Source organism: Pseudomonas sp. GL-RE-29 (assembly GCF_019947275.1).
Taxonomy (GTDB): domain Bacteria; phylum Pseudomonadota; class Gammaproteobacteria; order Pseudomonadales; family Pseudomonadaceae; genus Aquipseudomonas; species Aquipseudomonas fluorescens_A.
In genome coordinates, this window is record NZ_JAGYGD010000039.1 from 1 (window position 1) to 26,380 (window position 26,380).

The 26,380-nt window shown below is 59.7% G+C and carries 23 protein-coding genes; 5 read left to right on the top strand and 18 right to left on the bottom strand.

The features are described 5' to 3' along the window. Positions 1 to 998: membrane-targeted effector domain-containing toxin (locus tag KGB21_RS24995; RefSeq protein ID WP_223507029.1), on the top strand; the 998-nt coding region annotated here is incomplete at its 5' end. Positions 999 to 1,082: 84 nt separating this feature from the next. Here KGB21_RS24995 and guaA read toward each other — a convergent pair. The 8 genes from guaA to KGB21_RS25035 form a co-directional block, all read right to left on the bottom strand. Further along, on the bottom strand, positions 1,083 to 2,660 hold the full coding sequence (gene guaA / locus KGB21_RS25000; protein WP_034150804.1) for a glutamine-hydrolyzing GMP synthase: 1,578 nt from the start codon (positions 2,658 to 2,660) through the stop codon (positions 1,083 to 1,085). A gap of 99 nt (positions 2,661 to 2,759) precedes the next feature. Next, complete coding sequence (gene guaB, locus KGB21_RS25005) at positions 2,760 to 4,229, bottom strand: IMP dehydrogenase (protein WP_034150805.1); 1,470 nt, start codon at positions 4,227 to 4,229, stop codon at positions 2,760 to 2,762. Positions 4,230 to 4,448: 219 nt separating this feature from the next. Then, positions 4,449 to 4,997, bottom strand: coding sequence for a sugar ABC transporter ATPase (locus KGB21_RS25010; protein ID WP_223507030.1), 549 nt, complete (start codon positions 4,995 to 4,997; stop codon positions 4,449 to 4,451). Positions 4,998 to 5,200: 203 nt separating this feature from the next. Then, a complete protein-coding gene (purT, locus tag KGB21_RS25015) occupies positions 5,201 to 6,382 on the bottom strand; it encodes a formate-dependent phosphoribosylglycinamide formyltransferase (protein ID WP_034150806.1) in 1,182 nt (393 codons plus the stop codon). A gap of 87 nt (positions 6,383 to 6,469) precedes the next feature. After that, a complete protein-coding gene (locus KGB21_RS25020; protein ID WP_034150807.1) occupies positions 6,470 to 6,937 on the bottom strand; it encodes a VUT family protein in 468 nt (155 codons plus the stop codon). 208 nt (positions 6,938 to 7,145) lie between these two features. Further along, positions 7,146 to 7,361, bottom strand: coding sequence for a DUF1289 domain-containing protein (locus KGB21_RS25025; RefSeq protein WP_034150808.1), 216 nt, complete (start codon positions 7,359 to 7,361; stop codon positions 7,146 to 7,148). Beyond that, positions 7,358 to 7,882, bottom strand: coding sequence for a gamma carbonic anhydrase family protein (locus KGB21_RS25030; RefSeq protein WP_034150809.1), 525 nt, complete (start codon positions 7,880 to 7,882; stop codon positions 7,358 to 7,360). The genes KGB21_RS25025 and KGB21_RS25030 overlap by 4 nt, the downstream gene beginning before the upstream one ends. A 55-nt stretch (positions 7,883 to 7,937) precedes the next feature. Further along, on the bottom strand, positions 7,938 to 8,537 hold the full coding sequence (locus KGB21_RS25035) for a CoA pyrophosphatase (RefSeq protein WP_034150810.1): 600 nt from the start codon (positions 8,535 to 8,537) through the stop codon (positions 7,938 to 7,940). Positions 8,538 to 8,684: 147 nt separating this feature from the next. Between KGB21_RS25035 and KGB21_RS25040 the strand changes: the two genes are divergently transcribed. Together KGB21_RS25040 and KGB21_RS25045 are read left to right on the top strand one after the other, a co-directional pair. Beyond that, positions 8,685 to 9,236, top strand: a complete 552-nt coding sequence (locus KGB21_RS25040) for an NUDIX hydrolase (protein WP_223507031.1) — start codon at positions 8,685 to 8,687, stop codon at positions 9,234 to 9,236. Positions 9,237 to 9,344: 108 nt separating this feature from the next. Next, positions 9,345 to 9,848, top strand: a complete 504-nt coding sequence (locus KGB21_RS25045) for a murein L,D-transpeptidase family protein (RefSeq protein WP_034150812.1) — start codon at positions 9,345 to 9,347, stop codon at positions 9,846 to 9,848. 169 nt (positions 9,849 to 10,017) lie between these two features. Here KGB21_RS25045 and KGB21_RS25050 read toward each other — a convergent pair whose 3' ends face one another. Further along, complete coding sequence (locus KGB21_RS25050) at positions 10,018 to 10,329, bottom strand: YqfO family protein (RefSeq protein ID WP_034150813.1); 312 nt, start codon at positions 10,327 to 10,329, stop codon at positions 10,018 to 10,020. A gap of 5 nt (positions 10,330 to 10,334) precedes the next feature. Next, the gene (gene purL / locus KGB21_RS25055) at positions 10,335 to 14,231 is read right to left on the bottom strand and encodes a phosphoribosylformylglycinamidine synthase (protein WP_223507032.1); all 3,897 of its coding nucleotides are present in this window, start codon (positions 14,229 to 14,231) and stop codon (positions 10,335 to 10,337) included. Between the two features lie 285 nt (positions 14,232 to 14,516). On the opposite strand from purL, the gene mltF reads away from it, so the two are divergent. Continuing rightward, entirely contained in the window at positions 14,517 to 15,977 is a 1,461-nt protein-coding gene (mltF, locus tag KGB21_RS25060; protein WP_034150815.1) for a membrane-bound lytic murein transglycosylase MltF, read from the top strand. 83 nt (positions 15,978 to 16,060) lie between these two features. Here mltF and pdxJ read toward each other — a convergent pair whose 3' ends face one another. The 8 genes from pdxJ to lptF all read right to left on the bottom strand — a co-directional run bounded on the left by pdxJ (position 16,061) and on the right by lptF (position 24,442). Further along, positions 16,061 to 16,807, bottom strand: coding sequence for a pyridoxine 5'-phosphate synthase (pdxJ, locus tag KGB21_RS25065; RefSeq protein WP_034150816.1), 747 nt, complete (start codon positions 16,805 to 16,807; stop codon positions 16,061 to 16,063). A 52-nt stretch (positions 16,808 to 16,859) separates the two neighbouring features. Further along, on the bottom strand, positions 16,860 to 17,549 hold the full coding sequence (gene recO, locus KGB21_RS25070) for a DNA repair protein RecO (RefSeq protein WP_223507033.1): 690 nt from the start codon (positions 17,547 to 17,549) through the stop codon (positions 16,860 to 16,862). A 120-nt stretch (positions 17,550 to 17,669) separates the two neighbouring features. Next, the gene (gene era, locus KGB21_RS25075) at positions 17,670 to 18,572 is read right to left on the bottom strand and encodes a GTPase Era (RefSeq protein WP_034150817.1); all 903 of its coding nucleotides are present in this window, start codon (positions 18,570 to 18,572) and stop codon (positions 17,670 to 17,672) included. After that, the gene (gene rnc, locus KGB21_RS25080) at positions 18,565 to 19,254 is read right to left on the bottom strand and encodes a ribonuclease III (protein ID WP_034150818.1); all 690 of its coding nucleotides are present in this window, start codon (positions 19,252 to 19,254) and stop codon (positions 18,565 to 18,567) included. Before rnc ends, era begins: the two co-directional genes overlap by 8 nt. Before the next feature lie 184 nt (positions 19,255 to 19,438). After that, positions 19,439 to 20,293, bottom strand: a complete 855-nt coding sequence (lepB, locus tag KGB21_RS25085) for a signal peptidase I (protein WP_034150819.1) — start codon at positions 20,291 to 20,293, stop codon at positions 19,439 to 19,441. Between the two features lie 5 nt (positions 20,294 to 20,298). Continuing rightward, positions 20,299 to 22,098, bottom strand: a complete 1,800-nt coding sequence (gene lepA, locus KGB21_RS25090; protein WP_034150820.1) for a translation elongation factor 4 — start codon at positions 22,096 to 22,098, stop codon at positions 20,299 to 20,301. A 171-nt stretch (positions 22,099 to 22,269) separates the two neighbouring features. After that, positions 22,270 to 23,331, bottom strand: coding sequence for an LPS export ABC transporter permease LptG (gene lptG / locus KGB21_RS25095; protein ID WP_034150821.1), 1,062 nt, complete (start codon positions 23,329 to 23,331; stop codon positions 22,270 to 22,272). Further along, positions 23,324 to 24,442, bottom strand: coding sequence for an LPS export ABC transporter permease LptF (gene lptF / locus KGB21_RS25100; protein ID WP_034150822.1), 1,119 nt, complete (start codon positions 24,440 to 24,442; stop codon positions 23,324 to 23,326). The genes lptG and lptF overlap by 8 nt, the downstream gene beginning before the upstream one ends. 391 nt (positions 24,443 to 24,833) lie before the next feature. On the opposite strand from lptF, the gene KGB21_RS25110 reads away from it, so the two are divergent. Continuing rightward, positions 24,834 to 26,324: a leucyl aminopeptidase gene (locus KGB21_RS25110; RefSeq protein ID WP_223507034.1), complete on the top strand. Its 1,491-nt coding sequence runs from the start codon at positions 24,834 to 24,836 to the stop codon at positions 26,322 to 26,324. Positions 26,325 to 26,380 lie beyond the last annotated feature (56 nt).

The following is a 26,380-nucleotide window of genomic DNA, read 5'->3' on the forward strand; positions in this document are numbered from 1 at the left end:
CCCCGACATTGAATCCCGAAGCCAGCGCCGAGGAAATCATCGAGAAGAGTCTGGAACATGCCCGCGGATTGATCATCGGTGAAAGCCATGCTGGTATCGGCAGCAAACAATGGCTGATCGAAAACATGGAGCTGCTGGCCAGTAAAAACGTGAAGACGCTGTACATGGAACACCTGTTGACCGACTTCCATCAGGCCGCGCTGAATTCGCTCTTCAAAACAGGGGTGATGTCCAGGGAACTGCAAAGCTACCTCAAGACGCTCGACGCCGGGAACATGACGGATCCGCTGGGACGCTACACGTTTACTGAACTGGTCAGGGAAGCTGCAAAACAGGGAGTCAACGTGCAAGCCATCGACTGCATGGCGAGTTACAGGGTCACGGGCATGGAGATCACCAACGGCGCGCAAAGCATCATCGATGAAACAGCGCGGCAGAAAATGATGAACTTCTTTGCCAGATCCACCATTCGCAGCGACCAGGCAATGCGCGGCGCTCACAAATGGGTGGCCCTGATGGGCAACTCCCACTCCAACACCTTCAAAAACATTGCCGGCGTCAGCGAGCTGGAAGAAGCCATTGGTATTCGCGTTGAAGACGTCGCCGAAGGCTCCTCCACGGGGATCGAACCCGATCCGGGCAAGGTCCTGCACTTTGGCGATAACCTCAGCGGTAAGGCTGCCCTGGTCAAAGGAGACTTGCGCCTGCAAATGGAAACACCCTGGACGGCGCAATCCATGTCGGAAATCGAAACCCTGCTACCGCGCTACGGCATGTACACCTTAAAGCAACAACCCGGGCTGTTGTTTCTGGTGCATCGCAGTCGCACCAAAGCCCTCGTGCGTACGCTCATCGAGATTGACGATGCAGGTCGTTACTACATCGAGCGCCCGAACTGGCCATCGGTGAATGAAAAACGCTATGACAGCATCAAAGAACTGCTACAGGGCCTCGACAACATGGGCCTGAGGCTGGGCGGCTGGTCGAAACCGCTGTAACCCGCCGACAAAAAAGCCGTGTGAAATCTGATTTCACACGGCTTTTGTTGTGACTGCGATCTAGCCATCAAAGCTTGTGCAGGATCATTCCCACTCAATGGTCGCCGGCGGCTTGCTCGACACGTCGTAGGTGACGCGGGAGATGCCTTCGATTTCATTGATGATGCGGCCGCTGACAGTTTCCAGCAGTTCGTAAGGCAGGTGTGCCCAACGCGCGGTCATGAAGTCGATGGTTTCCACGGCACGCAGGGCCACAACCCAAGCGTAACGGCGGCCATCGCCGACCACGCCAACCGATTTCACCGGCTGGAATACCACGAATGCCTGGCTGACCTTGTGGTACCAGTCGGCCTTGCGCAGTTCTTCGATGAAGATGTGGTCGGCGCGACGCAGCAGGTCGGCGTATTCTTTCTTCACTTCACCGAGGATCCGCACGCCCAGGCCCGGGCCCGGGAACGGGTGACGGTAGACCATGTCGTACGGCAGGCCCAGTTCCAGGCCCAGACGACGGACTTCGTCCTTAAACAGCTCACGCAGCGGTTCAACCAGTTTCAGGTTCATTTCTTCCGGCAAGCCGCCCACGTTGTGGTGCGACTTGATCACGTGGGCCTTGCCGCTTTTCGCGCCAGCCGACTCGATCACGTCTGGATAGATGGTGCCTTGCGCCAGGTACTTGATGTTGTCCAGTTTGTTGGACTGGGCATCGAATACGTCGATGAAGGTACGACCGATGATCTTGCGCTTCTTCTCCGGGTCGGCTTCGCCGGCCAGGTTGTTGAGGAATTGGTCCTCGGCGTTGGCGCGAATCACCTTGACGCCCATGTTCTCGGCGAACATGGCCATCACTTGCTCGCCTTCGTGCAAGCGCAGCAGGCCGTTGTCGACGAACACGCAAGTCAGCTGGTCGCCGATGGCTTTGTGCAGCAGCGCGGCAACCACGGACGAATCCACACCGCCGGACAGACCGAGCAGGACGTTGTCGGTGCCAACCTGGGCGCGAACCTGGGCGATGGCGTCCTCAGCGATCTTCGACGGCGTCCACAGGGCTTCACACTCGCAGATGTCGAGGATGAAGCGCGACAGGATGCGACCGCCCTGCTTGGTGTGGGTCACTTCCGGGTGGAACTGCACGCCGTAGTAACGACGCTCGTCGCTGAACATGCCGGCAATCGGGCAGCTCGGGGTGCTGGCCAGGATGTGGAAGTCTTCCGGCATCTTGGTGACCTTGTCACCGTGGCTCATCCATACGTCGAGGCCAAACAGGCCGTCAGCGTCGATGTGGTCTTCGATGCCGTCGAGCAGGCGGCTCTTGCCGACCACGTCTACGCGGGCATAACCGAACTCACGCAGCTCGGAACCTTCAACCTTGCCGCCCAGTTGTTCGGCCATGGTCTGCATGCCGTAGCAGATACCGAAGACCGGAACGCCCAGGTCAAACACGGCTTGCGGGCAGCGAGGGCTGTTGGCTTCGTGGACCGACTCTGGGCCGCCAGCGAGGATGACGCCTTTAGGAGCGAATTCGCGGATCGCATCTTCGTCCATATCGAATGGATGCAGTTCGCAGTACACGCCGATTTCACGCACGCGGCGGGCGATCAGTTGGGTGTACTGGGAACCGAAGTCGAGGATCAGGATGCGGTGAGCGTGAATATCGAGGGCCATGATTCAGTCTCGTCTAAGTCATTCAGAAACAGTCGTGATTCAGAAACAACTCGGGGCTGAATAAAACAGCCCCGGTTGCTTAGCTTGTTGCTTGAAGGCTCAACCTACGCGGTAGTTTGGCGCTTCTTTGGTGATCTGCACGTCGTGAACGTGGGACTCGGCCATGCCAGCGCCGGTGATCCGCACGAACTCAGGCTTGGTGCGCATTTCTTCGATGTCGGCACTGCCGGTGTAACCCATCGAGGAACGCAGGCCGCCCATCAACTGGTGGATGATCGCGCTTAGGGTGCCCTTGTAAGGAACACGCCCTTCGATGCCTTCCGGAACCAGTTTCTCGGCGCCTGCCGAGGAGTCCTGGAAGTAACGGTCGGAGGAGCCTTGAGCCTGGGACATGGCGCCCAGCGAACCCATGCCGCGATAAGCCTTGTACGAACGGCCCTGGAACAGTTCGATCTCGCCCGGTGCTTCTTCAGTACCGGCGAACATCGAGCCCATCATCACGCAGGAAGCACCGGCTACGATGGCCTTGGACAGGTCACCGGAGAAACGGATGCCGCCGTCGGCGATCAACGGAACGCCAGTGCCTTCAAGGGCAGCGGCAACGTTGGCGATGGCACTGATTTGCGGGACGCCGACACCGGCGACGATACGAGTGGTGCAGATCGAGCCCGGGCCGATACCGACCTTGACCGCGTCAGCGCCAGCTTCGGCCAGAGCCTTGGCGGCAGCGCCGGTGGCGATGTTGCCGCCGATGACCTGCACTTCAGGGAAATTCTGTTTGACCCAGCGAACGCGGTCGATCACGCCTTTGGAGTGACCGTGGGCGGTGTCGACCACCACCACGTCAACGCCGGCGTTGACCAGGGCAGCGACGCGGTCACCGGTGTCTTTACCGGTCCCGACGGCGGCGCCAACGCGCAGACGACCTTGATCGTCCTTGCTGGCCAGCGGGTAAGCCTTGGCTTTTTCGATGTCGTTGACGGTCATCATGCCTTTGAGGGCGAATTTGTCGTCGACGATCAGCACGCGTTCGATGCGGTGCTTGTGCAGCAACTCGCGAACGTCGTTCTTGTCGGCGCCTTCCTTGACCGTGACCAGACGCTCTTTCGGCGTCATGACTTCACGGACAGTGGCTTCCAGACGATTTTCGAAACGCACGTCACGGGAAGTGACAATGCCGACCAGGTCGCCATTGTGCAGCACCGGGACGCCGGAGATGTTGTGCATGCGGGTCAGTTCGAACAACTCGCGCACGGTAGCGTCGGCGTCGATGGTGATCGGGTCCTTGACCACACCGGCTTCGTAACGCTTGACCTTGCGGACTTCGGCAGCTTGCTGCTCGATGGTCATGTTCTTGTGGATGATGCCGATGCCACCTTCCTGAGCCATGGCGATTGCCAGACGGGCTTCAGTGACGGTGTCCATGGCAGCGGAAACCAGTGGAATATTCAGCTCGATGCCACGGGTAAGGCGGGTCTTGAGACTGACTTCGTTAGGAAGCACCTCGGAATAACCGGGCACTAGGAGAATGTCGTCGAATGTCAGAGCTTCTTGGCTGATACGCAGCATCGCGGGGGCTCCCGAGCGGGAAAATGGAAGCGCGCCATTATAGTCAGACACCCCCTCGGGTTCAATGTAAAACTCTGTCTATTATCGATGTTACAGATATACGGGAATTTCGCTTCCTGTAGGAGCTGCCGCAGGCTGCGATCTTTTGATCTTGTTTTTGAACATCAAGGTCAAAAGATCGCAGCCTGCGGCAGCTCCTACAGGGGGATGCGGCGTTTTTTAGAGTTCGACCTTTACCCAACTGACGGGTTGATCCAGCCAGTCGGCAAACTCGTCGAGAAAGCTCTGCTTGAACCCGGCTTCGGCCCAGTTGTTGAAAATGAAGCCCAGGTTGGAAAAGCCGCATTCCTGCAAAAACAGAAAGCCGTTGATGTCATCTTCATGCCCGCATTCCGGGCAAGTGAAGTTGTCAGTCCGTCCCGGCATCCAGTCTTCCAGACTTTCAAACAGCGCTTCACCGACTTCCTTGCGGCACTCGGCGCAACCGGCCTCACTGAGAAACCCCTTGGCCGGCGTATAGATGCAGCGCTTGGTGACGATTTCCAGGCCATTGACCGGCTCGCCAAACGGCAAGGCTTCCGGGTGCAGCACCACCGCGCGGGCGCCATCGGCGATGGCGTGGGCCATGCGATTGCCGGTGCGGCCGCAGGTGGTCAGCTCTTCCTCGATGATGTTCTTGCGCACCAGCCACCGCACGATCGCCCGGGCTCGGGGCTCGTGCACCGGCAGCGTGGAGATTTTCGGGACGATGATGCTTTGCGAATTCATGTTCAGGCCCGGAGCGTTGAAGTAGGGATTTTCAGCATCCACAAATTATAGGCGGACCCGTAAAGCCGGGTCGGACACGGAACCTGTGGGAGCGGGCTTGCCCGCGATGGCGGTGTGTCAGTCGACATCTTTGTTGAATGTCAGATCGCATTCGCGGGCAAGCCCGCTCCCACAGAGATACGGGCTTGCCCGCGAAAAGGTTTTTACAGCTCGACGACAACCGCCTGCGAAGCACGCGTCGCCTTGGCGCGAGCAGCTTCGATCGACTCGTCACGCGCCAATGCAACACCCATGCGGCGCTGACCGTTGACTTCAGGCTTGCCGAACAGGCGCAGCGCGGTATCCGGCTCGCTCAACGCAGCACCGAGGTTGGCGAAAGCGGTCTGAGTCGACTGCCCTTCCACCAGGATCACCGCCGAAGCGGATGGTCCGAACTGACGGATCAATGGGATCGGCAAACCGAGAATAGCGCGTGCATGCAGGGCGAATTGCGACAGGTCCTGGGAAATCAGGGTCACCAGGCCGGTGTCGTGCGGGCGCGGCGAGACTTCGCTGAACCACACCTGATCACCCTTGATGAACAACTCAACACCAAACAGACCACGGCCGCCCAACGCTTCAGTCACCGCTTTGGCAACACGCTCGGATTCAGCCAAGGCAATCGGGCTCATGGCTTGAGGCTGCCAGGATTCCTGGTAGTCGCCCTTCTCCTGACGGTGGCCGACCGGCGCGCAGAAGGTGGTGCCGCCGACGTGACGCACGGTCAGCAGGGTGATTTCGTAGTCGAAATCGATGAAGCCTTCGATGATCACCCGACCTTTACCGGCGCGGCCGCCTTCTTGCGCGTAGTCCCAGGCTGTTTTGACGTCATCGACGCTGCGCAGCAGGCTCTGGCCCTTGCCCGACGAGCTCATCACCGGCTTGACCACACACGGGAAACCGAGGTCTTCGACAGCCTTGCTGTAGTCCTCGAAGGTGTCGGCGAAGTGGTACGGCGAGGTCGGCAGGTCCAGCTCTTCGGCGGCGAGGCGACGAATGCCTTCGCGGTTCATGGTCAACTGCGCGGCGCGCGCGGTCGGGATCACGGTGAAGCCTTCGGCTTCCAGTTCGACCAGGGTCGCGGTGGCGATGGCTTCGATTTCCGGCACGATGAAGTGCGGCTTCTCGGCTTCGATCACGGCACGCAGGGCGGCGCCGTCGAGCATGTTGATGACGTGGCTGCGGTGCGCAACCTGCATGGCCGGCGCGTTGGCGTAGCGGTCCACGGCAATCACTTCAACGCCCAGGCGTTGCAGCTCGATCACCACTTCCTTGCCCAACTCGCCACAGCCACACATCAATACGCGGGTCGCGGTCGGCGACAATGGAGTTCCGATACGGGTCATCTGCAGGTCCTCAAGAAGCGGATCATCGAGGGATGCGTCGCCATGCGCGCTTCCCATGGGGAGAAAGCGCGGCATTTTACATGAACTTCAGCCGACGACAGCCTGTTTGCGCAGGCGCCACGCCATGATCAGCCACACGGCAGTCACACCGGCGAACTTCGAGCCCAGGGCGGTGAGGATCACGCCGGGAGTCAGCGCATCGATCATGCCGAAAAAGATAAAGGTGTCGAGGGGAATGCTCAGGGCTGAACTTATCCACAGGCGATCGTGCAAAGGACGTTTGGTGATGCTGAACACCAGCCAGTCGATGCACTCGGAGACTGCGAACGCCGTGGCGCTGGCCAGGGCGATGGACGGATCAGACGTGACATAAGACAGCACCAGCGCCGCCAGCATCGCCGCGATGGCACCGTGGCCGAAACGGGTTTGCACCATGTCGCGCAGGATGAACACCAACCCGCCCCAGGCCGACCAGATGATGTCCAGGTGCGGGGCTGTGGAGAAGGCGTAGTTGATCAGCACGACGCTGCTGATGTAGGCGATCAGGAAGAGCATGGGGCGTGGGAACACCTGTCAATTTTGCGCACAGATTACTTCATCTTCGGACACAAATAACCTGTGGCGAGGGAGCTTGCTCCCGCTGGAGCGCGAAGCGGTCCCAAAACCGGAAGACGCGGTGTGTCAAATGTATGACCTTGACCAGATTGGGGCTGCTTCGCAGCCCAGCGGGAGCAAGCTCCCTCGCCACAAAAGCCCGCTCTATTCAATTATTGGATTTGGTCGGCAACATCCAGATCAACCCACTGGCTTTCGCCCGCTCATGACACAACCCCAGCACCTTGCGGCGCTCCTCGTTGTCCATCCGGCTCCAACGGGTGATTTCTTCTACCGTACGCTGGCAACCGGTGCAGATGTCATCGTCGTCCAGCGCACAGATGTTCACGCAGGGCGATGCCACTGGGCGTTCGGTAGCGGTCATTGTTCTTGCTCGGCCAGATCACGGGCATAACGCTGGGAGTTATGCACGTAGTGAGCGGCACTGGCTTCCAGCATCTTCTTCTGCTGTTCGGTCAACTCGCGCACAACCTTGCCGGGCGAACCCATCACCAGCGAGCCGTCGGGAATTTCCTTGCCTTCGCCGATCAGCGAATTGGCGCCGATGATGCAGTTCTTGCCGATTTTCGCGCCGTTGAGAATGACAGCGTTGATCCCGATCAGGCTGTAATCCCCAACAGTGCAGCCATGGAGCATGGCATTGTGGCCGATGGTCACGCCGGTGCCGATGGTCAGCGGGTAGCCCATGTCGGTGTGCATCACGGTGCCGTCCTGGACGTTGCTGTTCTTGCCGATCAGGATCAACTCGTTGTCGCCGCGCAGCACGGCGTTGAACCAGACGTTGGCGCCCTCTTCCAGCTTGACCTTGCCCACGAGCACGGCGTTGGGTGCGACCCAGCTCTGTGGGTGGGTCTCGACACGGGCGTCGCCCAGGCGGTATTTCATCGTGTTGTCCTCAAGGCTCAGGCAGCGGCGTGTTCAGGCCATTCGAATGATGGCTTCAAGTATTGATAAAGCTTTTCGGGGGTTGGTGCAGGCTGATTTTCGCGTCATAGAGCAGGTTGATCAACTCGACGATCATGATCGCTGTCAGGCCCCAGATCTTGTACTCGCCATAGCGATAGCTCGGCACGTACCAACTGCGGCCTTGATAATCGATGCGGTGGGTGTGTTCACGCGGGTCCTTGCGGAAGAATTCCAGCGGCACGCTGAAAACCGCGGCGATCTCGGCATCATTGGCCTGGTACTCGACGAAGTCCGGAATCACCCCGACATAAGGGGTGACCTTGATGCCGTGCAGGGAAATCAGCGGGCTCAACGGGCCGATCACCTCGACCAATCCGGGCGGCAGGCCGATCTCTTCTTCGGCTTCGCGCAGGGCAGTAAAAATCAGGTCTGGGTCTTCGGGGTCGCGTCGGCCGCCGGGAAAAGCGACTTCGCCGCCATGGGTTGAGAGTCCGCTGGCACGCAGGGTCAATACCAACTCCGGTTCATCACTGCGAGTGATGGGCACCAGGACGGCGGCCTCGGGGAAACGTCGGTCGGTCTCCAGCGTTCGCGGTGTGTGGTTACTTACCCGATGCAGTAGCTCGTCCAGCATGAGTGTTCTCGATCTGTGCCTTACCCTGCATCATGCACCAATCGCATCGGTCGCCCAACCCCCCGAATGGCGGCGTGTCGCGAAACGACAACTTGCCGACAGACACCGCCGCACGCCAAGATAGGCGCAGCATTCAGGAACCCAAGCATGAAATTTTGCAGTCAGTGCGGCAACCCGGTGACCCAGCGCATTCCAGAAGGCGATTCGCGCCTGCGTTTCGTTTGCGACAGCTGTCACACCATTCATTACCAGAACCCCAATATTGTCGCCGGGTGCGTGGCGACCTGGGGCTCCAAGGTGTTGCTGTGCCGACGCGCCATCGAGCCGCGACTCGGCTATTGGACCCTGCCCGCCGGTTTCATGGAGAACGGCGAGACCATCGAGCAGGCGGCCATCCGCGAAACCGCCGAGGAAGCCTGCGCCCGGGTGCGCAATTTGAGCATCTATACGCTGATCGACGTGCCGCACATCAGCCAGGTGCACGTGTTCTTCCGCGCCGAACTGGCGGACCTGGACTTTTCTGCCGGCCCCGAGAGCCTGGAAGTGCAACTATTCGACGAAGCCGACATTCCTTGGTCCGAGTTGGCTTTCCGCACGGTGGGCCGTACCTTAGAATGCTTCTTCGCTGACCGTCGGACCGAGGTCTACCCCGTGCGGTCAGAATCGATCCCGCCGCTGGCTCAGCCTGCAATTATTTGATTACAAATTCGGCACCGTCGCAGGCGCTTAAAGATTGCTGCCTGCGGCAGCTCCTTGCAAAAACATCTATAACTAAATAGTCGCGACACCTCTTGGGGAATCGTTTCAATGCGCTGGTTGCTTGCCCTGTTTTGCTTGTCGTTTGTAGCGCTGTCCCAGGCTTCCGCCGTGGAAACGCTCAACGGCAAGCCCATCGAGAAAATTCTGGTTCTCAAGTCCTCTCATCAATTGCAATTGATCAATGACGGCAAGCCGCTGAAGACCTATCGCATTTCCCTGGGCAAACGCCCCAAGGGGCCGAAGCTGATGGAGGGTGACAAGCGCACGCCGGAGGGTTTCTATTGGGTCGACTGGCGCAAAGTCAGTGACCGCTTCAACCTGGCGATGCACATCTCCTACCCGAACATCAGCGATTCCGCCCGCGCCCGCCGCGAAGGCGTCGAGCCCGGCGGCATGATCATGATCCACGGCACCCCGGACACCGAAGACACTCCGGAAGACCTGTTCCACACCCTGGACTGGACCGATGGCTGCATCGCCATGCGCAACATGGACATGCGCGAAATCTGGAACCTGGTGCCGGATGGCACGATGATCGAAATCCGCCCATAAGTTCGACACGCACCCTGTAGGAGCTGCCGCAGGCTGCGATCTTTTGATCTTGATTTTTTAAGATCAAAAGATCGCAGCCTTCGGCAGCTCCTACAGGGGGTGCGTTAAAGGCAATAAAAAACCCGCTGAAATCGCTTTCAGCGGTTTTTTTGTTTAAGCGACGAGAAGATCAGAAATCCTCCAACCGCCACACTTCATAAGCTGGTGTCTCGTAGGGGTGACTCTGTTTCAAAGCCGCCACCACCGAACGAATCAACTCATCCGCTACCACAAGCTCAACTTTCCATTCCTCGACCTGCTCGACCTGCCCCGCTTCGCCAATGAACGGCGAACTGCCATCCAACGGACGAAACTGGCCTTGGCCCAACACCTGCCAGGCGCAATGGTCATAAGCCCCGATCCGCCCGCCACCGGCAGCGAATACGGCGCTCTTGACCACCTCGACATGACTGTCAGGAACGAAAAAGCTGAGCTTGTACACAGCTATCAGTTAACCCAGACGCGGGCATTACGGAACATGCGCATCCAAGGTGCGTCTTCGTTCCAGTCTTCCGAACGCCACGAGTTCTGCACGGCGCGGAACACACGCTCCGGGTGCGGCATCATGATCGTTACGCGACCGTCGCGGCTGGTCAAACCGGTGATCCCGCGCGGTGAGCCGTTCGGGTTGGCCGGGTAGGTTTCGGTGACCTTGCCGTGGTTGTCGACGAAACGCATCGCCACGCAACCGGACAGATCGGCTTCCAGCAGAGCTTCTTCGCTGGCGAACTCGGCATGACCTTCACCGTGAGCAATGGCGATTGGCATACGCGAACCGGCCATGCCCTGCAGGAAGATCGAGTTCGATTCCTGGATCTGCACCATTGCTACGCGCGCTTCGAATTGCTCGGAGCGGTTACGCACGAAGTGCGGCCAGAACTCGCTGCCCGGGATCAGCTCGTGGAGGTTGGACATCATCTGGCAACCGTTGCACACGCCGAGGGTGAAGCTGTCGTTACGTTCGAAGAAGCCCTGGAACGCATCGCGGGCACGGCTGTTGAACAGCGCGGATTTCGCCCAGCCTTCACCGGCACCCAATACGTCGCCGTAGGAGAAACCGCCGCAAGCGACCAGGCCCTTGAACTCGTTCAGGTCGACACGGCCGGCCAGAATGTCGCTCATGTGCACGTCGATCGCGTTGAAACCGGCGCGGTCGAACGCTGCTGCCATTTCCACCTGACCGTTGACGCCCTGCTCACGCAGCACGGCAACCTGTGGGCGGATGCCTTTCTTGATGTAAGGCGCAGCGATGTCCTGGTTGACGTCGTAGCTGAGCTTGACGCTCAGGCCCGGATTGTCTTCTTCCAGCAACACGTCGAACTCTTGATCGGCGCAGTCGGCGTTGTCACGCAGACGCTGGATCTGGTAGCTGGTCTCCGCCCACTGGCGCTGCATCAGACGACGCTGGCCTTCGAACACGGTGTCACCGTTGAAGGTGATGTTGATCTGGCCGTTGTTGATCGGCTGACCGATCACCGACACGCACTCACCCAGACCGGCAGCGCTGAACTGCGCGAGGATGTCCGGCGTAGCGTCCTGGCGAACCTGGATCACGGCACCCAGTTCTTCGTTGAACAGGATTGCGGCGATGTCGGCGGAGGTTTCAGCCAGACCGTCGAGGTTCAGGCTCAGACCGCAGTGACCGGCGAAGGCCATTTCCACGGCGCTGGTCAGCAGACCACCGTCGGAACGGTCGTGGTAAGCCAGCAGGTGACCGTCGGCGTTGAGGCCCTGGATCACGGCGAAGAAGGCTTTCAGGTCTTCGGCGTCATCGACGTCCGGAGCCTGTTTGCCGAGCTTGCCGTGAACCTGTGCCAGGATCGAGGCGCCCATGCGGTTCTGGCCACGGCCGAGGTCGATCAGGATCAGGTCGGTGGTGCCCTTGTCCATGCGCAGTTGCGGGGTCAGGGTCTGACGGATGTCAGTGACTGGCGCGAAACCGGTGACGATCAGCGACATTGGCGACGTGACGGATTTGTCGACGCCTTCATCGTTCCAGCGCGTAGCCATGGACATCGAGTCCTTGCCCACCGGAATGGTGATGCCCAGCTCAGGGCACAGTTCCATGCCGACCGCTTTCACGGTGTCGTACAGACGTGCGTCTTCACCCGGGTGACCGGCAGCGGACATCCAGTTCGCCGACAGTTTGATGTCGGAGATCTTGCCGATGCGCGAAGCGGCGATGTTGGTCAGGGTTTCGCCGATGGCCATGCGACCCGACGCCGGAGCGTCCAGCAGCGCCAGCGGAGTACGCTCACCCATGGCCATGGCTTCGCCGGTGTAGACGTCGAAACTGGTGGCGGTGACGGCAACGTCGGCCACCGGAACCTGCCACGGACCGACCATTTGGTCACGGGCCACCAGGCCGGTGATGGTGCGGTCGCCGATGGTGATCAGGAAGCTCTTGCTCGCCACGGCCGGGTGATGCAGCACGCGCTCGACGCACTCGCCGATGTCCAGGGTAGACGGATCGAAATCGTCGCCCAGCTCGTTTTCACGAACCACCGAACGGTGCATGCGCGGGGCTTTGCCCAGCAACACTTCCAGCGGCATGTCCACCGGGCTGTTGCCGAAGTGGCTATCCGTGACAGTAAGCTGCGGTTCGGCAGTGGCTTCGCCGACGACGGCAAACGGGCAACGCTCACGTTCGCAGATCGCCTTGAAGCGCTCGAAGTCAGCCGGACCGACCGCCAGAACGTAACGTTCCTGGGATTCGTTGGACCAGATTTCGTGCGGGGCCATGCCCGGCTCGTCGTTTGGAATGTTGCGCAGTTCGAAACGGCCACCGCGGTCGCCGTCGTTGACCAGTTCCGGGAAGGCGTTGGACAGACCGCCTGCACCCACGTCGTGGATGAAGCTGATCGGGTTCTTGTCGCCCAGCTGCCAGCAACGGTCGATGACTTCCTGGCAGCGACGCTCCATCTCAGGGTTTTCACGCTGTACGGAAGCGAAGTCCAGGTCTGCCGAGCTGGTACCGGTGGCCATGGAGGAAGCCGCGCCGCCGCCCAGGCCGATCAACATCGCCGGGCCGCCGAGCACGATCAGCTTGGAGCCGACCAGGATCTCGCCTTTCTTGACGTGCTCTTCACGGATGTTGCCCATGCCGCCAGCCAGCATGATTGGCTTGTGGTAACCGCGAACTTCGTCACCGTGCGGGGTGGTGATCGATTGTTCGAAGGTACGGAAGTAGCCAGTCAGGGCCGGACGGCCGAATTCGTTGTTGAACGCGGCGCCGCCCAGCGGGCCTTCGATCATGATGTCCAGCGCGGTCACGATGCGCTCGGGCTTGCCGTACGGCACTTCCCACGGCTGCTCGAAACCTGGGATCTGCAGGTTGGACACGGTGAAACCGGTCAGGCCAGCCTTAGGCTTGGCACCGCGACCGGTAGCGCCTTCGTCGCGGATCTCGCCGCCGGAACCGGTGGATGCGCCCGGGAACGGGGCAATCGCGGTCGGGTGGTTGTGGGTTTCAACCTTCATCAGGATGTGCACCGGCTCCTGCACCGCGCCGTACTGGCGGGTTTCAGGGTCCGGGAAGAAACGACCGGCTACCGAGCCGACGATCACCGAAGCGTTGTCCTTATAAGCTGACAGAACGCCTTCGCTGTGCATCACGTAGGTGTTCTTGATCATGCCGAACAGGCTTTTTTCCTGGCTCTCGCCGTCGATGTCCCAACTGGCGTTGAAGATCTTGTGACGGCAGTGCTCGGAGTTCGCCTGGGCGAACATCATCAGTTCGATGTCGTGCGGGTTGCGCTTCAAGCCGACGAAGGCGTTGACCAGGTAATCGATCTCGTCTTCAGCCAGGGCCAGGCCCAGCTCGGTGTTGGCTTTTTCCAGCGCGGCGCGGCCGCCACCCAACACGTCGATCGCGGTCAGGGGCTTGGGTTCGGCGTGGCTGAACAGGCCGGCAGCCTGTTCGAGGTTGCCCAGGACGATCTGGGTCATGCGGTCGTGCAGCGCATCAGCAATCAGCTGTGCTTCAGCATCGCTGAACTGGCCGGCAACGTAGAAGGCGATGCCGCGCTCCAGGCGCTGGATCTTGGTCAGACCGCAATTGCGAGCGATGTCGCTGGCCTTGCTCGACCATGGCGAGATGGTGCCGAAACGCGGCAACACCAGGAACAGACGACCGGTCGGCTCTTGTACCGGAACGCTTGGACCGTACTTCAGAAGGCGCGCGAGCACCTGCTGTTCGTCGCCGGTCAGGACGCCGGTAACTTCGGCGAAGTGAGCGAATTCAGCATACAGGCCGCTGACAGCCGGAACCTTCTGGCTCAGTTGCTCAAGGAGCTTGCTGTGGCGAAAGGCAGAAAGGGCAGGAGCGCCGCGCAGGATCAACATCTTCGGGACAGCCTCGGGAAGGGGTGTGCTTTGAGGCCGTGCATTCTAGCCTAAACAGCCCGCGACATCACCCGAAACGCTACGCACGGTTGCACTCGAGTGTCGATCTGTGTTTCTGCCTCGAAAGTCAGGTTAAACGGGCACATAACAACAGCTTATTTTTACTGTATCAAAATGCAGACAAAGCCCATTCCTGCGGGGTTTCGGCCGATTTTGTGATCGCTAGCAGACAACCCCTTCGCTGTCGAGATATGGCGCCCGTGGTCCTTTGCGTATACTGCGCACATGTTTTCCCCAACGGCTTTGCGTCCGCGGTACGCCAAATGGCTGATCGCAACCGGACTCTTCCTGATGCTCGGTGGCTGTGTTGATAAACCCAACACGCTGGAGCGCGTAAAGGAGGATGGTGTGCTGCGGGTGGTCACCCGTAACAGCCCCGCCACCTACTTTCAGGATCGCAACGGTGAAACCGGCTTCGAATACGAGCTGGTGAAGCGCTTTGCCGACGATCTGGGGGTCGAGCTGAAGATCGAGACTGCCGACAACCTCGACGACCTGTTCAATCAGGTCGGCAAGCCCAACGGCCCGGTGCTGGCCGCCGCCGGCCTGGTCAGCAGCGAAGAACGCAAGAAGCAGGTGCGTTTTTCCCACTCCTATCTGGAAGTCACCCCGCAGATCATCTACCGCAACGGCAAATCACGGCCGACCGATGCGAAGGATCTGGTGGGCAAGAAGATCATGGTACTCAAGGGCAGCACCCACGCCGGACAACTGGCGGAGCTGAAAAAGAAATTTCCCGGCATTGATTATGAAGAGTCCGACCAGGTTGAAGTGGTCGATCTGTTGCGCATGGTCGACGAAGGTCAGATCGACCTGACACTGGTCGACTCCAATGAAGTGGCGATGAACCAGGTCTACTTCACTAACATCCGGGTCGCCTTTGACCTGGGTGACGCCAGCAACCAGAGTTGGGCGGTGGCGCCCGGTGACGACAACAGCCTGCTCAACGAGATCAACGACTACCTCGACAAGGTCAAGAAAAACGGCACCCTGCAACGCCTTAAAGACCGTTATTACGGGCATGTCGACGTCCTCGGCTACATGGGCGCCACCACGTTCGCCCAGCATTTGCAGCAGCGCCTGCCCAAGTACGAACAGCACTTCAAGGCGTACGCCAAGAAAGAAAAAGTCGACTGGCGCCTGCTGGCGGCGATCGGCTATCAGGAATCCCTGTGGCAACCGGCCGTCACGTCCAAGACCGGCGTGCGTGGCTTGATGATGCTGACCCAGAACACCGCACAGGCCATGGGCGTGTCCAACCGCCTCGACCCCAAGCAGAGCATCATGGGCGGCGCCAAGTACCTGGCCTATATGAAGGAACAGCTGGACGATTCGATCCAGGAGCCGGATCGCACCTGGTTTGCCCTCGCCGCCTACAACGTCGGCAGCGGTCACCTGGACGACGCGCGCAAACTGGCGGCCAAGGAAGGGCTGAATCCGGACAAGTGGCTGGACGTGAAGAAAATGCTGCCGCGTCTGTCCGAGAAGAAGTGGTACAGCAAAACCCGTTACGGCTACGCCCGTGGCGGCGAGCCAGTGCATTTTGTGGCGAACATCCGCCGCTATTACGACATCCTGACCTGGGTGACGCAGCCGCAACTTGAAGGCGACCAGGTGGCCGAGGGCAACCTGCACGTGCCGGGGATCGACAAGAGCAAGCCTGCGCAGGAACCGGCTCCCCTTTAAAGCAAAAGATCGCAGCCTTCGGCAGCTCCTACATTGGAATGCGATCCCCTGTAGGAGCTGCCGAAGGCTGCGATCTTTTGATCTTAACCCTTCAAAGCCGCCGCCAGAATCAGCGCTTTCATCTCCGAAACAGCCGACTTGAACCCGACGAACAACGCATGAGCCACCAGTGCATGGCCAATATTCAGCTCGTTGATGCCCTTGATCGCCGCCACGGCCTCAACGTTGTGATAGTGCAGACCGTGGCCTGCATTGACGATCAGACCCTGGGCCAAACCAAACGCCACGCCATCAGCCACGCGCTTGAGTTCTTCCGCCACTTCAGTCGGCGTCTCGGCATCGGCATAACGCCCAGTGTGCAACTCGATGGCGGGGGCGCCGACACGACGGGACGCTTCGATCTGACGCTCGTCGGCGTCAATGAACAGCGACACTTCGGAGCCAATCTTCGACAGGCGCTCCACCGCGGCCTTGATCCGCGCTTCCTGCCCCGCCACGTCCAGGCCACCTTCGGTGGTCAGCTCCTGACGGGTTTCCGGCACCAGGCAAATATGCGCCGGACGAATCCGTTCGGCGAACTGCATCATCTCTTCAGTGACGCCCATTTCGAAGTTCATGCGGGTTTGCAGCACGTCCTTGAGCAGCAGCACATCGCGTTCCTGGATGTGCCGACGGTCTTCACGCAGGTGCACGGTGATGCCGTCAGCGCCCGCCTCTTCCGCGTCCAGTGCTGCCTTGACCGGATCCGGGTAGCGAGTGCCCCGGGCCTGACGCAGGGTGGCAACGTGGTCGATGTTCACGCCAAGAAGAATACGGGTGCTGGTGGTCACGGAAAGCGCTCCAGAAGAAGAGAAAGTTCGGTGCACAGCATACACGGGGAATTTACGGCTTTCGAAACAACTCTCGGGAAACCAGCGGCCGACCGCCCAGATGAACGGCCAGCGCCTGTCTCATCAAACGCTTGGCCGCCGACAAGGCACCGGGAGCGCTCCAGTCAGCATCGGCCATGGCCAGTAATTCCGTACCGTTGAACAGGCCGGGTTGCAGCAGGTAAACCCGCTCCAGCCCCGCATCCACTTGTAAGCGATAGAGGCCGTCAGGTGCGATGGGCTCTTCGTGAATGTCGGTATTCATGGAAAAGCCATAGCCCAGATCATCCAGCAGCCGCCATTCGAACGAACGCAGCAGTGGCTCGAGCGGACGACCTTCGGCCAGGGCCAGCAAGGTCGCGGCGTAGTGATCGAACACGGCAGGATGCGGGTCTTCGGCAGGCAGCAGGCGAATCAGTAATTCATTGAGATACAGGCCACTGAACAGCGCCTCGCCATTGAGCCAGGTGGAAACGCCGGCACTTTCCATACGACCGACATTCTTCAGCTCGCCGCGTCCGCGGAACTCGACTTCCAGCGGCACAAACGGCCGCGCCAGCGTCCCGGCCTTGCCCCGCGCACTGCGCAACACCGCCCGCAGCCGACCTTGCGGCGTGAGGAAGTCCACCAGCGCACTGCTTTCGCGGTAGGCGCGGGAATGGAGGACGTAGGCGGGTTGGCCGAGTGCCGGAGTTTGCGACATGGTGAAGAATTTACCTGTCAGGAATTGCAAAAAGATCGCAGCCTTCGGCAGCTCCTACAGGTAAACACAAAACCCATGTAGGAGCTGCCGAAGGCTGCGATCTTTTGATCTTTGAATCAGTTACAGGTCGCCATAACCCAGCGAACGCAACGCACGCTCGTCATCGGACCAGCCACCCTTAACCTTGACCCACAGGTTCAGCATGATCTTGGAGTCGAACAGCAACTCCATGTCCTTGCGCGCCTCGGTGCCGATGCGCTTGATGCGCTCGCCCTTGTCGCCAATGATGATTTTCTTCTGGCCGTCACGCTCGACGAGGATCAAGGCATGGATGTGCAGGGTCTTGCCCTGCTGCTTGAACTCTTCGATTTCGACGGTGATCTGGTACGGCAGCTCCGCGCCCATCTGACGCATGATTTTCTCGCGTACCAGTTCGGCGGCGAGGAAACGGCTGCTGCGGTCGGTGATCTGGTCTTCCGGGAAGAAGTGATCGTTTTCCGGCAGATGCTCGGCAATCACGCGCTCCAGCGCGTCGAGGTTGTGACCGTGCTGGGCCGAAATCGGGATGATCTGCGCGTTCGGCAGCTGTTCCTGCAACCAGGACAAGTGCGGCATCAGCTCGGCCTTGTCTTCGATGCGGTCGGTCTTGTTCAGCGCCACGATCAGCGGGCCGGTCACGTATTGCACGCGCTCGAGGACCATCTGGTCTTCTTCGGTCCACTTGGTGCGATCCACCACGAAGATCACCACGTCGACGTCTTTCAACGCCGCCGAAGCGGTCTTGTTCATGTAGCGGTTCAGCGCCTTTTCGCCACCCTTGTGCATGCCAGGGGTGTCAACGTAGATCGCTTGCACGGCACCCTCGGTCTTGATGCCGAGCATGTTGTGGCGGGTGGTTTGCGGTTTGCGCGAGGTGATCGCCAGCTTCTGGCCGAGGATGTGATTCAGCAGTGTGGACTTGCCCACGTTGGGACGGCCGACGATGGCAACGTAGCCACAGCGAGTTGCGTTTGTATCAGTCATTGCCATTCTCCACGCCCAGGGCAATCAGTGCTGCGGCGGCCGCTACCTGTTCGGCAATACGACGGCTCACACCCTGACCTCGGCTTTTTTCATTCAGTAAGACAACTTCGCATTCGACGAAGAAGGTTCGGCAGTGCGGCTCACCCTGGATGTCCACCACCTCGTAACGAGGAAGATCGCAACCGCGCGATTGCAGGTGTTCCTGCAAACGGGTCTTGGGATCCTTGTTGGTGTCGACCAGTGTCAGGCCTTCGAACTCACCGGCCAGCCAGGCCAGCACGCGTTCGCGCGCCACTTCCATGCCGGCGTCCAGATAGATCGCACCAATCAGCGCTTCCAGGGCATCGGCCAGAATCGACTCGCGACGGAAACCGCCGCTTTTCAATTCGCCGGAACCCAAACGCAAGTACTCGCCCAGATCGAAACCGCGGGCCAGTACGGCCAGGGTCTCACCTTTCACCAGGCGCGCGCGCAAACGCGACAATTGGCCTTCGCGAGCCAACGGGAAGCGATCGAACAAAGCCTCGCCGGCGACGAAGTTGAGAATGGCATCACCGAGGAATTCCAGGCGTTCGTTGTTACGCCCGGCGAAGCTGCGGTGAGTCAGGGCCAGGACCATCAGTTCCTGATCCTTGAAGGTGTAACCGAGCTGACGCTCGAGACGGCTTAAGGAGACGCTCACGGTTTACCCACGCTGAGTTCGTGGTTGGATTCCACCGCCATCGCCGGGATTGGGCGCAGGCTTGGGACAATTAACGCTGTGTTCAAAAATAACGTCCTGAATATCATTGGCTTCATGCTTCCAGTCCTGAATGTGCCGGTTCCAGAAATGCATTCGGCGCTGTGTTCAACAGCGCCGTGTGTGATTACTGGATCAGGCCAACCCGCGAGAAATTCGGCAGGTGACTGAGTTTGGGTTCCGGCCAGCTCATCCAGACTGCGAAGGCCTTGCCGACGATATTCTTGTCGGGAACCATGCCCAGCAGATCCTTGGGAATGCTCGGATCATCCCAGTAGCGACTGTCGTTGGAGTTGTCGCGGTTGTCGCCCATCATGAAATAGTGCCCGGCAGGCACAGTCCATGTACGGTCCGGCGTTGCGCGATAGCGGCTCATTTCCTTGCGGATCAAGTGCTCGGCAGCGCCGAGTTTTTCCTTGTAGAGCTCGGCGCTGCCCAGCGTACCCGGCTCGGAGCCGACCAGTTTTTCAGCAATCGACTCGCCGTTGACGAACAGACGCTTGTCAGCAGTGTAGCGAACCTGATCACCCGGCAAGCCCACTACACGCTTGATGTAGTTGACGTTCGGGTCGCTCGGATAGCGGAACACCATCACATCACCGCGTTGTGGCTCGCCAACTTCGATGATTTTCTTGTCGATCACCGGCAGGCGGATCCCGTAAGAAAACTTGCTCACCAGAATGAAGTCGCCGACGTCCAGGGTTGGTTTCATCGAGCCGGAAGGAATCTGGAACGGTTCCACCAGGAACGAACGCAGCACCAGCACGATGAACAACACCGGGAAGAACGACTTGCCATACTCGACCAGCAGCGGCTCTTTGTTCAGTTTCTCGACCACCACCACATCAGGCTGGCTGACGCTGCCCTGATAGGAAGCGATGGCGGCACGCCGACGCGGTGCCAGGATCAACAGATCAAGCAACGCCAACAGGCCGCAGACAAATACGGCGATGACCAGCAACAGCGGGAAATTTAGTGACATAGGACCTAACTATCCAACCTGAGCACGGCAAGGAAGGCTTCTTGTGGAATTTCCACGTTGCCGACCTGCTTCATGCGTTTTTTACCGGCCTTTTGCTTCTCCAGCAGTTTCTTCTTACGGCTGACGTCACCACCGTAGCATTTGGCCAATACGTTCTTTCTGAGCGCCTTGACGGTTGTCCGCGCCACAATCTGCCCGCCAATGGCGGCCTGGATTGCCACGTCGAACATCTGCCGCGGAATCAGTTCTTTCATCTTCTCGGTCAACTGGCGACCTTTGTAGTGCGCGTTGTCACGGTGCACGATCAGCGCCAGGGCGTCGACCTTGTCGCCGTTGATCAGCACATCCAGTTTCACCAGACTAGCCGATTGGTAACGATCGAAATGGTAATCCAGCGAAGCATAGCCGCGGCTGGTGGACTTCAGGCGATCGAAGAAGTCCAGGACCACTTCGTTCATCGGCAAGTCGTAGGTCACCTGGACCTGGGTGCCGAGGAACAGCATGTCGACCTGCACACCACGTTTTTCGATGCACAGCGTAATGACGTTGCCAAGGTGCTCTTGCGGCACAAGAATGTTGGCCCGCACGATCGGCTCACGCATGTCTTCGATGGAAGACAGGTCCGGCAGTTTCGACGGGTTATCGACGTAGATCGTCTCACCGGTCTTGAGCAGCAGCTCGAAGATTACTGTCGGCGCGGTGGTGATCAGGTCCAGGTCATACTCGCGCTCGAGGCGCTCCTGGATGATCTCCATGTGCAGCATGCCGAGGAAGCCGCAACGGAAGCCGAAGCCCAGGGCGTCGGAGCTTTCCGGGGTGTACTGCAGCGACGAGTCGTTCAGGGTGAGCTTTTGCAGCGCTTCACGGAAATCTTCGAAATCGTCGGAGCTGACCGGGAACAGGCCGGCGTAAACCTGCGGCTGGATGCGTTTGAAGCCTGGCAGGACGTCGACATCTGGCGTCGAGCTCAAGGTCAGGGTGTCACCGACTGGTGCACCGTGGATGTCCTTGATACCGGCGATGATGAAGCCCACTTCGCCGGCCTTCAGGTCAACGGTGGCGGTGTGTTTCGGGTTGAATACACCGACGCTGTCCACCAGGTGGATCTTGCCGGTGGACTTGACCAGGATCTTGTCGCCCTTCTTCACGCGGCCGTGGCGCACGCGAACCAGGGACACAACACCCAGGTAGTTGTCGAACCAGGAGTCGATGATCAACGCTTGCAACGGATCTTCGATGTTGCCGGTTGGCGCAGGAATGGTGGTAACCAGGCGCTCCAGCACTTCATCGACGCCCAGACCGGTCTTGGCGCTGCAAGTGACCGCGTCGGTGGCATCGATGCCGATGATTTTTTCGATTTCTTCTTTGACGCGGTCCGGATCGGCCTGTGGCAGGTCGATCTTGTTCAGCACCGGCATCACTTCCAGGCCCTGCTCGATCGCGGTATAGCAGTTGGCTACGGACTGGGCTTCAACGCCCTGACCGGCATCGACCACCAGCAGCGCGCCTTCACAGGCCGCCAACGAACGGCTGACTTCATAGGTGAAGTCAACGTGGCCGGGGGTATCAATGAAGTTCAGCTGATAGGTGACGCCATCACGGGCTTTGTAATACAGGGTAACGCTATGCGCCTTGATGGTGATGCCGCGTTCCCGCTCAAGGTCCATGGAGTCGAGGACCTGGGCTTCCATTTCGCGCTCGGCCAGGCCGCCACACATCTGAATGAAACGGTCGGCCAGCGTCGACTTGCCATGGTCAATGTGGGCGATGATGGAGAAATTGCGGATATGACTCAAATCACTCACGGATCAACACTCAAAAAGGCTGCAGGCATAGCCCGCCGAAAAATAGCCGGGAATTGTACCTGATCCACGGCGCAAGCGTCACGTTCGCAGGTCAGACGGCACGTACAAAAACGCCCCGGTCTTGCGACAGGGGCGTTTTTTATGACCAGTGAAGTCGGGAAAGCCCCGCCCTTAACCGGCGCGACGCAATAACCAGAATCCGGCCAAGGCACAGATACCGGCCGGCACCAGCACCGCAAACAGCGGCGAGAAGCCAAACACCAGGCTCGAAGGCCCCAGCAAATCCTGGGCAATACGGAACGTGAAGCCCACCAGCACGCCAGTAAACACTCGCTGACCAAGGGTCACCGAACGCAACGGACCGAAGATGAATGAAATCGCCATCAGTACCAGTGCAGCGGTGACCAACGGCTGCAACACCTTGACCCAAAATGCCAGCCAGTAGCGGCCATTGCTCAACCCCTGGTCCGCCAGGTAGTGGATGTAACCCCACAAGCCGCTGATCGACAGCGTGTCCGGCGACATCACCACCGTACTCAACAGTTGCGGGCTCAAAGCCACATCCCAACGCTCAACAGGCGCGGAAACCACCTCGGTGCTCTTCTCATGGAACAGCGTGGTGGTGACGTCGCTCAACTGCCAGTGATCCTGGTCAAACTGCGCCCGCTTGGCGAAGCTGGAGGACAGCATATGACGCTCATTATCGAAACGATAACGGGTGACGCCGTACAGCAGGCCATTAGGCTGGACAGAGTTGACGTGAATGAACTCGTCACCCTGGCGGTGCCACAGACCATGCTTGGCGCTTTGTGCATCGCCCCCGCCCTGAGCCAGGGAACGATTGGCCTGAGCAGTCACTTCGGTGGCCGGCGCGACGTATTCACCGATCAAGACACCAACGACCATCAGGATCAGCATCGGCTTCATCACGGCCCAGACGATCCGGCCGATCGAGACGCCAGCCGCACGCATGATGGTCAGCTCGCTGTTACTGGCCAGGCTGCCGAGGCCGATCAGGCAACCGATCAATGCCGCCATCGGCAGCATGTCGTACAGACGTCGCGGCGCGGTCAGCAGTACGTAACTTGCCACGTCGACCAAGGTGTAGGTATCGCTGACTTCGCTCATCTCGTCGATGAACGCGAACAGTGTCGCCAGACCGAGAATGATCCCCAGTACCGCCAGGATCGCCATGAATACGCTGCTACCAATGTAACGATCGAGCTTAACCACGGGCCACCTCCTGCGCGCTACGGCGACTCGCCATCTTCAAGCGCAAAGGTTCCCAATAGAGCAGGCCCAGGCCAATGACCAGGAAGATCCCGTGCACCCACCACAACCCCAACGCCGGCGGGATCTTGCCCTTTTCCAGGGCGCCGCGAGCGGCAATCAGGATGGTCAGGTAAGCCATGTAGAGGAGAATCGCCGGCAGCAGCTTGAGGAAACGGCCCTGACGCGGATTGACCCGTGACAGCGGCACCGCCATCAAGGTGACGATGAACACCAGCAACGGCAAGGACAGGCGCCATTGCAGCTCGGTGCGGGAACGGATGTCGTCACTGCCCAGCAAGGAAGCGGTGGTCATCGCGTCACGGTCGGTCACTTCGTCGCTGACATCAGGCTTTGGCAGCAACACGCCATATTCTTCGTACTTGATCGCGCGGTAATCGGCTTGCCCGGGATTACCGTCGTAGCGGTAGCCATTGTCGAGGATCAGGTAGCGGTTGCCGTCAGGGCGGATTTCCTGACGGCCCTTCTCGGCCACCAGCACGGAGATCCCGCGATCCTTCTTGTCGGAATTGACGTTCTTTTGCGAGATGAACACGCCACCCAGATTGACACGGTCATCCGACAGCTGTTCGGTATACGTCACCCGTGTTCCGTCGCGCAGGGCCTGGAAGCGGCCGGGCTCCAGGGTATCGAACTCGGTCAGGGCATCTTGCTTGTTCAGCAGCAGTTGAAACTGATTGGCACCTTGTGGTGCCAGGCTCAGGCTCAACCAGGCCACGACCAGTGCCACCAGCGTGGCCGGGAACAGGGTCATGCGGAACAGGCGTTGCTGGCTCATGCCGGTGGCCGACAGCACAGTCATTTCGCTTTCGAGGTACAAGCGGCCATAGGCCAGCAGGATCCCGAGAAACAGCCCCAGCGGCAGGATCAGCTGAAGAAAACCGGGCAGACGGAAGCCCATGATCAGGAATAGCGAGCCCGGGTCCAGCAGACCCGACGCCGCCTGGGCGAGGTATTTGATGAAACGCCCGCTCATGATGATGACCAGCAGCACGGCGCTGACGGCGCTCAAGGTCAACAGGACTTCGCGGGATAGATAACGGAAGACGATCAAACCAGACACTCCAGGGTTGTCAGGCTAAGGCGGCCAAACAAGCAAACACATCAGACAGCCCGCAAGGCAGAGCCGCCGAAAAAAGATGGCGCATTATCCTGTGATTGAGTGCGCCTGTCACTGCGCATTGGTGCGGGGGTGTAGGAGCAAGCTTGCTCGCGGTGGTCGTCAACGATAACGCGGGAAGTCTGAAACCCCACGGTGGCCTCAGGTTTCTCGCGAGCAGGCTCGCTCCTACAATCGTACAACCGAGGGTTGTCAGGCGCCGCCGGCGAGGTTCAAACTGCGGCCTTTGTCGCCGGCAGGTACTGGCGCCTTCCTATTTATAAGCAAGCGACGCCTTTAACTTGTCGAGCGCTTGCGTGATGACCATCAATTCAGGGACCCGGACATGGAACTGGTTGTAAAAAGCGTTAACCCGGAAACGTTGAAGACCGCCACGCTGGTCGTCGCCGTTAGCGAAGGCCGCAAGCTCGGTGCCGCTGCCAAACAACTCGACGAACTCAGCGGCGGTGCGATCAGCGCCGTGCTCAAGCGCGGTGACCTGGCTGGCAAAGTCGGCCAGAGCCTGTTGCTGCACAGCCTGCCGAACCTGAAAGCCGAACGCGTGCTGTTGGTCGGCGTGGGCAAGGATGAAGAACTGGGCGACCGCCCGTTCCGCAAAATCATCGCCGGCGTGCTCAACACGCTGAAAGGCTTGGCCGGCAGCGATGCTGTTCTGGCGCTGGACGAAGTGGTGGTCAAGGGTCGTGACAGCTACGGCAAGACCCGTCTGCTGGCCGAAACCCTGGTCGATGGCGAATACCAGTTCGATCAGTTCAAGAGCCAGAAAGCCGAGCCGCGCGCCCTGAAGAAAATCACCCTGCTGACCATCAAGGCCGCCCAGGCTGAAGTGCAGCGCGCCGTGAACCACGCGACCGCGATCGCCAATGGCATGGCCTTCACCCGCAACCTGGGCAACCTGCCGCCGAACATCTGCCACCCGACTTTCCTCGGTGAGCAGGCGAAAGACCTCGGCAAAGAGTTCAAGGACCTGAAAGTCGAAGTCCTCGACGAGAAGAAAATCAAGGCGCTGGGCATGGGCTCGTTCTACGCCGTTGGCCAGGGCAGCGCCCAGCCTCCGCGCCTGATCGTCATGCAATACAACGGCGGCAAGAAATCCGAGAAGCCATACGCGCTGGTCGGTAAAGGCATCACCTTCGACACCGGCGGCATCAGCCTGAAACCGGGCGCCGGCATGGATGAAATGAAGTACGACATGGGCGGCGCTGCCAGCGTATTCGGCACCTTGCGTGCCGTGCTGGAATTGAAGCTGCCGATCAACCTGGTGTGCATTCTGGCCTGCGCCGAGAACATGCCGAGCGGCAACGCTTCGCGCCCGGGCGACATCGTCACCACCATGAGCGGCCAGACCGTGGAAATCCTCAACACCGACGCCGAAGGCCGTCTGGTGCTGTGCGACGCCCTGACCTACTCCGAGCGCTTCAAACCGCAAGCGGTCATCGACATCGCGACTCTGACCGGCGCCTGCGTGGTTGCACTGGGCTCCCACACCTCGGGCCTGCTGGGCAACAACGATGAACTGATCGGCCAACTGCTGAGTGCCGGTAAAGCTGCCGACGACCGCGCCTGGCAACTGCCGCTGTTCGACGAATACCAGGAGCAACTGGACAGCCCGTTCGCCGACATCGCCAACATCGGCGGCCCGAAAGCCGGCACCATCACCGCTGCCTGCTTCCTGTCGCGCTTCACCAAGAACCTGAACTGGGCGCACCTGGACATCGCAGGCACTGCCTGGACCAGCGGTGGCAAGGACAAGGGCGCCACTGGCCGTCCGGTTCCACTGCTGACCCAATACCTGCTGGACCGCGCCAAAGCCTGAAACCAATGACCTTTGGCGGCGTCGCTTTCGAGTAACGCCGCCAAAGGCTCAGGAAC